Origin of the sequence: Rhizorhabdus argentea (assembly GCF_037861105.1) — a bacterium.
In the GTDB taxonomy this organism is placed as follows: Bacteria; Pseudomonadota; Alphaproteobacteria; order Sphingomonadales; family Sphingomonadaceae; genus Rhizorhabdus; species Rhizorhabdus argentea.
In genome coordinates this window covers 15,957-27,133 of record NZ_JBANFK010000033.1, presented here as the reverse complement: position 1 = coordinate 27,133, position 11,177 = coordinate 15,957, and the positions used below count along the sequence as shown (strand labels likewise).

At 57.0% G+C, this 11,177-nt stretch carries 7 protein-coding genes; 6 read left to right on the top strand and 1 reads right to left on the bottom strand.

Annotated elements, in window-relative coordinates:
- Positions 1–237 precede the first annotated feature (237 nt).
- The 4 genes from AAC645_RS19195 to AAC645_RS19180 all read left to right on the top strand — a co-directional run bounded on the left by AAC645_RS19195 (position 238) and on the right by AAC645_RS19180 (position 6,387).
- Positions 238–1,098 carry an LLM class F420-dependent oxidoreductase gene (locus tag AAC645_RS19195; protein ID WP_340318187.1) on the top strand — a complete coding sequence of 287 codons (861 nt, stop codon included), beginning with the start codon at positions 238–240 and terminating at the stop codon, positions 1,096–1,098.
- Positions 1,099–1,591: 493 nt separating this feature from the next.
- Entirely contained in the window at positions 1,592–2,383 is a 792-nt protein-coding gene (locus AAC645_RS19190; RefSeq protein ID WP_340318186.1) for an SDR family NAD(P)-dependent oxidoreductase, read from the top strand.
- Positions 2,384–3,545: 1,162 nt separating this feature from the next.
- Positions 3,546–5,882 (top strand): TonB-dependent receptor, encoded by a 2,337-nt coding sequence (locus AAC645_RS19185; RefSeq protein ID WP_340318185.1) that lies wholly within the window; start codon positions 3,546–3,548, stop codon positions 5,880–5,882.
- A 202-nt stretch (positions 5,883–6,084) separates the two neighbouring features.
- Positions 6,085–6,387 carry a serine hydrolase family protein gene (locus AAC645_RS19180; RefSeq protein ID WP_340318184.1) on the top strand — a complete coding sequence of 101 codons (303 nt, stop codon included), beginning with the start codon at positions 6,085–6,087 and terminating at the stop codon, positions 6,385–6,387.
- Between the two features lie 274 nt (positions 6,388–6,661).
- On the opposite strand, the gene AAC645_RS19175 is transcribed toward AAC645_RS19180, so the two are convergent.
- Positions 6,662–7,321 (bottom strand): TetR/AcrR family transcriptional regulator, encoded by a 660-nt coding sequence (locus tag AAC645_RS19175; protein WP_340318183.1) that lies wholly within the window; start codon positions 7,319–7,321, stop codon positions 6,662–6,664.
- Between the two features lie 803 nt (positions 7,322–8,124).
- Between AAC645_RS19175 and AAC645_RS19170 the strand changes: the two genes are divergently transcribed.
- Both AAC645_RS19170 and AAC645_RS19165 read left to right on the top strand, forming a co-directional pair.
- A complete protein-coding gene (locus AAC645_RS19170; protein WP_340318182.1) occupies positions 8,125–9,225 on the top strand; it encodes an aminoglycoside phosphotransferase family protein in 1,101 nt (366 codons plus the stop codon).
- A gap of 460 nt (positions 9,226–9,685) precedes the next feature.
- Positions 9,686–10,801, top strand: coding sequence for a hypothetical protein (locus AAC645_RS19165; RefSeq protein ID WP_340318181.1), 1,116 nt, complete (start codon positions 9,686–9,688; stop codon positions 10,799–10,801).
- Positions 10,802–11,177: the final 376 nt, after the last annotated feature.

The following is an 11,177-nucleotide window of genomic DNA, read 5'->3' as shown; positions in this document are numbered from 1 at the left end:
AGCAGCAACCGGCCCGGCCTGAAGCGGGCGGTCCGGCAAGGCCATGCGGCGCAATTTTCAGCTTATGACGAGCGACGGCACGGCGAAATCGGCGGCGTCCAAGATCGATCAGGCGCAGGAATGCCCGCCACGCCATAGTCCACATGGTCGAGTGACCTCCGGTCGCGCGAGTTTCGCGGGTTCCGGCGCGTCGCCACGCACAACGCGCGCTCGTCTTCTCAAATTTAGGATCATGCCATGAAGTATGGACTCTCATGCAACTCGCTACTCGGCCATTTTCCGACCGCGGATGATATGATCCGCCTCGCTAAGGAAGCCGAGGAGATCGGTTTTCATTCGCTGTCGATCGGGGAACATATCCTTATCCCCAATGCTTTTGACGCATCGGTTTATCCGGCTGGCCAATTCGATTTTCAGGCGCCTTGGTATGATCCGCTCGTCTGGCTGGCGACGATCGCTGGCGCCACGAAAACCATTCGGCTGGGCACGGGTGTCGCGGTTGTGGGGTACCGCCAGCCGATCCCGCAGGCACAAGCGATCGCGACTCTCGATTTCATGAGCGGTGGCCGCTTCTTCTTCGGTGCCGGAGTCGGCTGGATGCGCGAGGAGTTCGACGCGCTGGGCGTCCCTTTTCCAGAGCGGGGGCAGCGCACGGACGAATATCTCGAAGTCATGAAGTTCCTATGGTCGGGAAATGATAGCGCCTTCCACGGCAAATTCGCCAACTTCGCGGGCGGGCGCATCAATCCGCTGCCCGTTCAGAAACCGCATCCCCCCATCTTGATCGGAGGAGAAACGCCGTCTGCGCTGCGGCGAATTGCCCGACATGGCGACGGCTTCTATATCAACTGGAAGACCCTACCCGAGTTCGAAGCTCTCCTCGATGAACTCGCCACACATATGGCGGAAAGCGGCCGGTCGGTTTCGAGCCTCTATAAACAGTTGGGTGCTAGCGAGCTGCATTTGGTGCAGTCGCAAAAAGATGCGATCAGCCAATATGAGGCGATGGGCCTGGACGAGATCATTTACAGTCCGAAGTGCCGCTCCGTTGAGGAAGGCTTCGAGGCCATGAGGAAGTTCGCCGACGAACTCTTCTGACCGCCCTGCTAAAATAAACCGCGGCGTGGCGAGCGCTCGGCGCCACGTTCCTGCGTTCTGGGCTAAAGATTGAAGAGCAGTCCACTAAGCCTAGGCGGAGGACAATGCTCCTGCCTTAGTCTCTCGAAACCCGATATGCCGGTCAACGTGAAGCAACCAGGAGACAAACCGCGTTCGCGAGTCTTCTGGCTCTGGCGTGCCGCCTAGCGTTCACCATGCGTAGCATGCAGCATACATTCGCAACGTAGTTCACGGCAGCTGCTACTCGAGGAGGCGGCGCCCCTCAGCCGCGAACCAAGCCCGCTTGTGATCGCGCTCAGCAAGAGCCCGCGCATTTTCTCACTTGTAACAACCGTTATACAACCTATAAAGGCCGTGAAGTTCCGCGCTCTCGTCGCCCTGATCAGTTGCGAAAACCAGGGGACGGGATGGCCACAAAACGATCCATATGTGGGCGCGTCGCTTGGAGAGATGAAAATTAGAAAGGCTCATCATGACGCAGCTTGCCAATGGTCCTACCACCGCTTTGCTTGATCTTACGGGAAAAACCGCGATGGTAACCGCCGCCGGGCAGGGCTTGGGGCGCGCGGTAGCCCTGCGCCTCGCGGATGCGGGTGCGAACATTGTGGTCTCGACCCGTCGGCCGGAGCCGGGCGAGGCGGTGGCAGAAGAAATCCGCGCCGCCGGTGGGAGGGCCATCTCGGTCATCAACGACGTGACGGACCTCTCGCAGACCGAACCGGCGCTCGACAAGGCGACCGAGGCGTTCGGCGGAGTGGACATCCTGGCCAACGTCGCTGGCGGGATGCACCCCTTCACGCCGTTCCTCGAGCTGGACGAGGCGATTTGGCAGGACACGATGGAGCGTAACCTCAAGGGTTCCTACTTCATGACCCAGGCCGTGGCGAAGCGGCTGGTGGCGGCCGGAAAGCCGGGCAGGGTCGTCACCATCGGCTCGACCGCAGCCTTCCGCCCGGACGATCTGATGTCGGCCTATAATTCGGCGAAGGCGGGCTTGGTGCAATTCACCCGTTCCGTTGCGGTGGAACTCGCTCCGTACAAAATCCTTGTCAACGCGGTGCTTCCGGGTCCGCTGCGGACCACCAACACCGAATGGATCTACGACGATCCCAAAAATGCCGCGCACGTCAAGGAGAAGGTGCCGCTGGGTCATCCCGCTGATCCTGACGACGTGGCCAGCGCGGTGCTCTATTTCGCCGGCAGGGGCGCGGGTCATAATACCGGGGTCATGCTGGTGGTCGATGGCGGCTTCTTGTGTACTTAACAGGCCGGTAGCGGCTCACCCTGATATCTGCTTTCATCCATCGCCTAACCTCACGGTGGCGTGGTCTCGCGCTCGTTCTATGGAAAAGGCGGGCGCTAAACCGTATAACAGAGTGAGGAAGAGGGCTGATGTGTTGGCCGCGTAAATGCGCAGCACTTCGTTTTCAACATACGCGTTTGATAGACGAAGCGCATGATGCTGGCACGGATCCAAGTGATGCTTCTAGCCTCGATGACAAGTATCTGGCCGAAATGGTAGGTATAAAATCTTGGAGAGTTCAGATGGCTAACAAACCAGTTGGTCCACTCGGTGGAGCCAAATCAGAGCCGTGGGTCGGCTAACGCGGAATCTGGCGTGACAACAGGCCAAATGAACAGGCGCGGACCGTCGCGCCAGCGGGCCTTCCGTATGGAACAGGGCTTTACATCGCCATAGCATCGGCCCGAGCGATGCCATCCAGCCGCGCCAATGGAAATCTCAAACTGCCATTGGATGGATGATTCTAAACGTCGATTTGTCCCTGCCGAAGAAAGACCGAGAGCGTTACCACGCGTGCCTGCATCAACCAGGGCGCCTCGGAAGCGGGAGGCGCGAGCCGGAACATTGTTCAACACTGTTGCATGTGGCCTGACATCGAACCCAGCGTGCCCCAACGCTATCTCCGCACAAATAAATAGCAAGCGCTCACTTTTCTGAATTGACGGGCCACACTTTCCATAATACCAACCCTCTCATCAGGGGGGCATTGTATGCGAACGATCGCGGCTCAGTCTTCGCAAAGCAGACAATATGGAGAGGATGTTTTGTGGTTGTTTTAAGTCGAATGACAGTTCCTCTGGGCAACTAGACTTTCGAGGAACTGTGGCTTTCGCCGATGCGGCTCTCCGATTGGGCGGATGATAGCAAAAGGCTGAGCGCGAACGAGCAGTCGATCGATCTGCAGTGGCTGCACCTTCCTGGCGCGCTTCGGCGACGCTGAAGCAGCATTCTAATACGCGCGGGCCCTCGGCTTAATCAGTACATATCGCCGAGAGGCGAACAATAAAGCAATCTCTGCAAATTCGGCTTTCGTAAAACTGCGGAGGTCGAGGCTATGGCGGCACGCGGGTGTAAGACCCGATGGAATGGCTGCCGCCTGCAAAGTAATAGTGGGAGGATTATTATGCAAAAAATACATATGATGATAAGCTGCGCGGCAGTAGCCGTCTCCGCCATGGCATCTGGCGCATTCGGGCAGACTGCTCAGAACGTCGCGACCGGTGCAGCGCCAGACGATATCATCGTGACCGCGCAGCGTCGTTCCGAAAGGCTTGAGCGAACTCCGGTGGCAGTTTCGGTGCTGTCCGAGGAGGCTCTTGCCAAGCAGCAGATCCGTAGCGAGGCTGATCTGCAGACCGCCGTGCCCGGTCTCCTTCTTCGCAGTTCGAACGATTCCAATCAGCTCGATTATGTCATTCGCGGGCAAGCTGTCGACGCGTTTACGCAGTCCCAGCCGGCTGTGCTGCCCTATGTCAACGAAGTCTCGGTGCCGAGCGGTAACAGCTCGGTGTTTTACGATCTCGGCTCGGTCCAAGTGCTGAAGGGTCCGCAGGGTACGCTGTTCGGGCGAAACACGACAGGCGGCGCGGTTCTTTATACTACCGCCAAGCCCACTGAGGAATTCGGGGGCTATGTCGTCGCGCGCGGCGGCAATTACAAAAACCGGCAATTCGAAGGCGCGGTGAACCTGCCTATCGTTCCCGATCAAATCCTTGTTCGAGCGGCAGGCTTCTATCAGACTCGCCACGGCTATCAGCGAAATCTCTTCACCGACCAAAGGGTGGGTGACGACGAGCGTTATGGTGGCCGCCTCAGCATAACGCTCCGGCCTTCCGATGCGCTGGAGAACCAGTTTGTCATCAGCTACAATAAGGCCAAAGGATCGAGCACGGCAGGCGTCCCCTACAGCGCCGATGCACCGGGCACTGGCAGTGCGCTTTTCCCCTCCCCCCTGTTCTTCGGTCCTACGCTTGACAGTGTGTTTGGCCCAGGCGCGTGGGCAGCGGTGCTGGCTGCTCACCCCGGCTATAATCCCGGGGGTCTGGTTGCGGATCTGGCGGCCCAAAAAGCGCGCGGCCCGTTCGAGATCAACGCGAACGGCGTATTCATTCACCGCTCAAAAAGTGTGACGATGTCCAACATTACCACGTTGGAAATCGGCGCGAATACCCAGATCAAGAATATCTTCGGCTATTCCCGCGCCAAATCGCTCAACGCTTCGGATGCAGACGGATCGACATTTACGATCCAGGAGAATACTGCCCGAGGAAAAAACGATATAGACCGGAATATTTCCGATGAATTACAATTGGTTGGTGCCGCTTTAGAAGGCAATCTTTCTTATGTCGCTGGGCTGTATTACTTCTCCGGAAAATCGATTCTCGACGGTTACACGCTGACATTCGATCTCGCACCGTTCATTCCTGTCTCCCCCGGTCACTCCAATACCGCTCGCCGATCGACCTCTTACGCGGGCTATGCGCAGGGGACCTACGATCTTAGCGAAGCAGTAGGAATTCCGGGCCTCGGCGCAACTGTCGGCGTGCGATACACGTCGGAGAAGGTCAGCAGCGAGCAACGACCCGGAAGTAACTTCTACAACTTGCCGGCGCCCAACAGAAACTATCTTTCCAAAGTCGATAAGCGGGTGAACTGGCAGTTCGGCTTGCAGGATCAGGTGAACAGCCATTTGCTGCTTTACGCAGTCACGCGGCGCAGTTTCCGGAGCGGCGGCTTTAACGGCGGCAGCGCGCCGGTCGATGCTCCCGCATCGTTGGGAGGGGCGGCTTTTGATCCCGAGATCGTGACGGACATCGAAATCGGCGCCAAGTTCAAGGGCAGCGTCGGCGGAATGCCCACTCGCTTCAGCATCGCCGCCTACAACAGCTGGATCAAGGATATTCAGCGCGCCATCTATAATCAGAATAACGGAATTGTGGGAGTTGTAACGATCAATGTGCCGGAAGCCCAAGTCACCGGCATTGAGATCGACGGCGAAATAAGCCTGACACCGTGGCTGCGGACCGGCGGCAGCATGGTATATACTGACGGCCGCTTTACCAAGCCGGAGGCGCTCGTGTACGGAATTCCGAGCAAGTTTGGCCCCTATCCCAGCTCGCCTAAATGGATCGGATCAGCCTTCCTGGACGCCACATTCCCCTTGACTGAAAGCTTAGGTTTCTCGGCGCGGGGCGACTTCACGTCCCAATCCAGCTATTACTTCAGTTCGCTGAACGCCAGCAGCAATCCCGGCTCTGAAATTCGCTCCTACACTGTTGCCAACGTCAGGATAGGGATCGAAGACGAGGGTGCCGGGTGGTCATTGTCGGCGACGGTGAAAAACCTATTCGACAAAACCTATTACAGCGGCGGTTTTGGATTGGGATCTGTGCTGGGGTACAACATCGCCACGCCAGGCGCACCGCGGACTTTCGTCGCCGAGGTTCGTTATAAATTCTAGCCGTACTCTGTCGACGAAGTCGAGCGCGCTATGATCCGGGCGCGCTCGATTTACCGCAATCCTGGTGGGCGGGAAGGATGACAATAATAGGACAGTGGGCTCTGTCGCAACAACTGACGGGAAGTCGCCGCAGCCCTACACGGGCAGGATGAGCATCACCAAACCCTTTCGTCGCTAAGGGTATTTCATTTGCTCGTCGTAGGTGATCCGCCTCATCGTGACGTATGATCAGGCCGGGCGGGCCGGCGCGCGCGAACCGGTGACCGTGAATGACTATGTCGCTCATATGAAGGTCGCCGGCCTGCTCACCGCGCAGGAGCCGATATCTTGGCCTGGGAAAGTGGGATACCAAGCGTTGACCAGCGGTGCTCTTTCGCAAGAGCTGGTCCGCCGTATCGACGGCAGAAGCTTGGCGCGGTTTTACGACGAGGAAGTCAGAACAAAGTTTGGGATCGACGTCTTCCTGGGCTTGCCGATCGAAGAGGATCATCGGTACACAAAATAGTATCAACGATGGACGACGGTACAACGCCCGACGACTGGCCAAATCCAGACGCGCCATGCTCACCTGACCAATCCACTGATCATAGCCGAATGGCCCAACGAGCGGGCATGGCGCGGAGGCGGGCTGCCGGCGGCCAGTGGCATTGGAAACGCCAGCGGTCTCCCTACACTTTATGCTGCGCTGGTTGGTGACGAGAGCTCGTCGATTCGCGGCTGGCCGCGCTTCTGCATGCGCTCTACAAGGCGGGGGCAGCTGACACGGTCATCTTCTGGTTCTAACCAATGGGTCCTGGCCCTAGCGGCGACCTTTTTGCACGCCGATCCGCAGCCGGTGGTGATAATACAGCCCTCAACGCTATCTCAAATCCGGTAGCGATCGTCTCGCGGTCAACATGCTGATGTGTGCTCGAATGCAATGCCAGAGCTCGCGTCATAATTAGAACGGTTTCTATACGTCCTTCGATCTCTTTTTCGCTAAGGCCTTTCCACACTGGAGTTGCAATGTTTCTTACTATGCTCCGTAATCGTCCATCCACATGCTCGACTAACTCATTGACCTTGGGATTACGTGCTGCTTCGGTCAAGACTTCTTGGGCAAGCGCCGCGCGATCGGGGTCGAGAAGCAACGCCATGTCCTCCAGATATCGCTCAACAAACGCATCGACTTCCGCGATTGCGGAATGCAACGGTCGTTCGATGTCCGATACCCACTCCTCAAAATCACGCTGACAGAGGGCAATCATGATCGCCTCCTTGCTTTCAAAAATCTTGTATATATGACCCACGGTCATCGAAGCTTTTGCACAGATCTGACTTATCGTCGCGCCGTGAAACCCGTCAGCGATGACGCACGCTCGCGCGGCGTCGAGCACCTGATTTCGGCGGCGCTCTGCCCGTTCTTCCTGTCGTAGGGCTGCCGCAGCTGTTTTTACCATCTTCGCCTTCTCGATACGAACTTCCGGTACAATGACCGCACCTCAATCCCTAGAAAGCTCGGAAGGATTTGTCACGCCATCCCCTTGCCACACGTTGACTCGATCGGTCGGTATGAGGCGCGCTCTCATGGATGAGGAACGGCCTACGAATACAACGTGACCCAGCTAAGGGGCATTAGGGTCAGGCCTTCGATGGCGGCCGGTCGGCCTCTGACGCTACATGTTCATGTTTGGCGAAGGCCCAGCGACAGAGCTGCCTTGCCGAACGGCTTGCCAGCCGCATCCCCGACCCAGAGCCGAGACGTCCACGACCCATGGGCTCCTGCACGCCCGCACGTCAGCGATTGCCTGCGTCGGCAGCCGCGCTTTTGATCGCCCATCACCAAGCCACCTGATGAAAAATCAAGGCTAGATCGGAAGCAGCGCGCGGGTCCCGGACGGGCTTCGCAACGCCGGAAAGTGAGCCCTTGCTATCTTTTTTGTTGACCTGTTCGCCCTGATGTGTGACGCAAACGCAAGCCCTTGGTGCCGACGACGAGCTGTTGCAAATGTGCTCGAAAAAACTTTCGTGGATAATGAATAAACCCTGCCTGAAGTTGCATAAAGCCGTCGTTTTCGGGGCGCGACCGTTGACCGAACGATAAATGCTTAACGGATCTATAGGTATTGATGTGGCTGCAAGGAACTTGTGAGACTGCTTCAGACGTTTAAATCAATGCAGGTGCGATAGGCGGCATAGCGATCATTATCTGATCCACTTTCTGACGACCTTACGCCGCCGATCGTGCTTGATGGAGAGATTGATGCTATTCCCGACCAACGTTGTAGATTTTTCGGCTGAGTTCATGACTGATTTGGCTCGGAAGAGATATCCCGGCACTCGTGTCGATCGGCTGGAAATCGTGGATGTCAAGGACTCCGATTCATTTGAGTCGTCCAGCTCTGCTCTCGTCACAATGAATGTTACATATGCCGACGGCAATCCTCTTGACCTTCCAGAAAATCTGCTCGTCAAAACATCGTTGAACGACACGTCTCTCTGGTATGCCAATACGCACGCATTCTTTTCCAACGAGTTGAACTTTTACGACAGATTGCGGCCCGAACTCGACCTTGAAGCGCCGCGCTCGCTCGGTGGCGCAATGCAGGCCGATGGTCGATATGTTATTGCGCTTGAGGATATGCGTAAGCGCGGGGCAAAATTCTGCACGGTTTTGACCGAGGATGTGACGGTGGACCATGCTCGCAACCTGCTCGACACGCTTGCCCGACTGCACGCGCGTTATTGGGAAAGTCCCAGGTTCTCGACCGATCTATCCTGGTTGGAGACGCATGTCGGCGGCGAGCTCGAAGATATGATGCGAAAACTGGTTGTCGAGGGGGTTAGCAAGGAGCTGAGTACAAGTAAATATAAGCGCGAAATCCTCGGAATGATGAATTTGACCGAGCAGAAAATTAGACAATACTCCTATGCCGTCAAGAATCATCAGTCGACACTGCCGCAGACGATCGTTCACGGTGACTCGCATCTGGGCAATATGTATTTCCTTCCTGACGGCAAGGCCGGGCTAATCGATTGGCAGTTCATGGTGAAAGGCTATGTAGCGCATGATCTTGGCTACTTCCTCACCGTCGCACTTCCCGTCGAGGTGCGGCGTCGGGAAGAGCGCGAGCTGCTCGATTTCTACCGCGAGAAGCTGCTGGAATATGGCGCGACGAACGGACCGGATCGCGAAACGCTGTGGCTGGAATATCGCAGGGCAATGGTCTGGGGAATTTACCCGGCGTGGTTGTCCGTGCCCGCGACAAATTACGGGCTCGAGCACGCGTTCGTCGTGCATCTGCGGCTGTTCTCGGCGTTTCAGGATCATGAGACCAGAAAGCTCGTCGAAGCTCTCGGCTGATAAAAAACAATAGATCAAACGAGGCTATGATAAAAAAGAAATTTGCGGTCACGTTATTATGCAGTGTCCAAATTTGATTTCTCTGGCTGCGGTCGAGCGCGTACCTGCCCGAGAAGCCCAGTCGGCTGCCTCGATCGATCAATCTGGCAGGCGGCGACATTATCGTCACTGCCCGCCCCAAGCCGCGTACCACGCGTGCCCGGGCCGATATCGATTCCGATGAGAGGCGCGTGGTTCTGGGGCAACGTTCATGCCGGCAATGGCGATGACCGCGCATTTTGCAGGAGCATTTATGAGTGAACTCGCCTAGATAACAGATCGACTGGAGATACAGGATCTCAACGAGATATAGTTGGATTTCTGTCCCCAAAGCACGGGTGGCAATTCGAATTGCGGTCTGGCCCGCTCACCTTAGAACTCGAGCGTAATAGAAGATAGAGAGATTTTGGAGTGGATAGCTATGAATAATAGTCCGTTGAACCTTCCGCTGAAAGTGGCTGTTATCGGGCCCGGAGGCGTTGGTGGCGCCTGCATCAGGGAAATACTTCGCGAGCCGTCGCTGGAGCTAGCTGGCGTACTTGCCTTCAACGTCGCGAGCAGCGGGCGAGATGCTGGGGAACTGGTGGGCCGTCCAGCCGCCGGGGTGGCGGTCACCACGGATCTGGAAGAGTTTCTCGCTATTGATGTGGACTGCGTTCTCTATACGGGGGCTCCGCCGTTCGACAGCTTCATGGAGGACGTGACCGTTCGGCTGCTCGAAAAGGGGCGCAACGTGATTTCGGTTACCGGCTTCTTCTTCCCGCCGAGCCAGGGCGAGACGTCGTTGCGCAGGATTGAAGAGGCGTGCCATCGCGGGCAGGCAAGTTTGCATGGAACCGGTGAAAACCCGGGCTTCATGCTCGAGCGGCTCGCGGTCACCGCGTCTGCCATAGCTAATACGATCGAGCGCGTGAGCGTCGTCGAAGCAGTCAATACTGCGAGCCTGGTCGGCGAAGCGATGAAGCAGTTCGGCTTCGGCCAAGACCCGGCAACGATGTACGACGGTCCATATATCAAATTATTGGAGAAATATCTGTTTGTCGAAGCGATCGAGCAGACCGGCGTTCAGTTGTTTGGCGCCCGTCCTGACCGCATCGAGGCGAATTCGGTGTACGAAGCTGCCAAGGAACCGATCGAGTTAGAGATCATGACCATAGAGCCTGGTCAGGTCAGCGTCATCACTCACCATTATGAAGGATATTATGGTGATGATGCGAAGATCTCGGTATGCTCGATAGCCTATTTACGCAAAGAAGATGAGCCGTTCGAAGGGATAGTAGCGTCCGATCAATGGCGGATCGAGGTGGAGGGGAAGCCCGCATCCATCCGTCTGGACGTGACTGCCTTCGCCTCGGTGGAGCGGAATCTCGAAGTTCTCGAAGACGATGCGACGATGCCATGCTACTACATGACTGCCTCCATCCTCACCCAGGCGATCCCGGTCGTATGCGCTGCACCACCGGGCATAGTGTACCCGAAGTTCTTCTCGCATGGCGGAACTTTGGAAAAATTCCGCCGAACCGGCCGTGTCGAATAGACGCTCTCTAGTTCTGTGCTTTAATCACGATCTCCCCAATTCCTTGTCGCGAGCGAGGAAAGAGCGCTTTTTTGTCCAGCTGACTGATTGAGGGATGCGGCTCCCGGGCGCGACGGTTTGCGTATGCCGGGGAGCCCTTTCCACCAGTTCATGCAGATCATCGGTGCGAACCCCAAGGCGCCTACGCTTTGGCGGGCGTTGTGGGACCTTAAACCTTTTACGCCGCCTGATCCGCTCGACTAACTCGTGAATGTGAACCGGACGCTCGGTCCAGGATGCCACGGATAGAGAACCTCGTGAACGTCGGTCCCACGGGCGTTCCGTCGTCTCGTTGTACAACACCGTCCCACGGCAGCCTGGGTTGCCGAGCACCAGC

Coding starts and splice junctions, on each gene's coding strand:
- AAC645_RS19185 (WP_340318185.1), top strand. CDS start 3,546: ATGCAAAAAATACATATGATGATAAGCTGCGCGGCAGTAGCCGTCTCC.
- AAC645_RS19175 (WP_340318183.1), bottom strand. CDS start 7,321: ATGGTAAAAACAGCTGCGGCAGCCCTACGACAGGAAGAACGGGCAGAG.
- AAC645_RS19195 (WP_340318187.1), top strand. CDS start 238: ATGAAGTATGGACTCTCATGCAACTCGCTACTCGGCCATTTTCCGACC.
- AAC645_RS19170 (WP_340318182.1), top strand. CDS start 8,125: ATGCTATTCCCGACCAACGTTGTAGATTTTTCGGCTGAGTTCATGACT.
- AAC645_RS19165 (WP_340318181.1), top strand. CDS start 9,686: ATGAATAATAGTCCGTTGAACCTTCCGCTGAAAGTGGCTGTTATCGGG.
- AAC645_RS19190 (WP_340318186.1), top strand. CDS start 1,592: ATGACGCAGCTTGCCAATGGTCCTACCACCGCTTTGCTTGATCTTACG.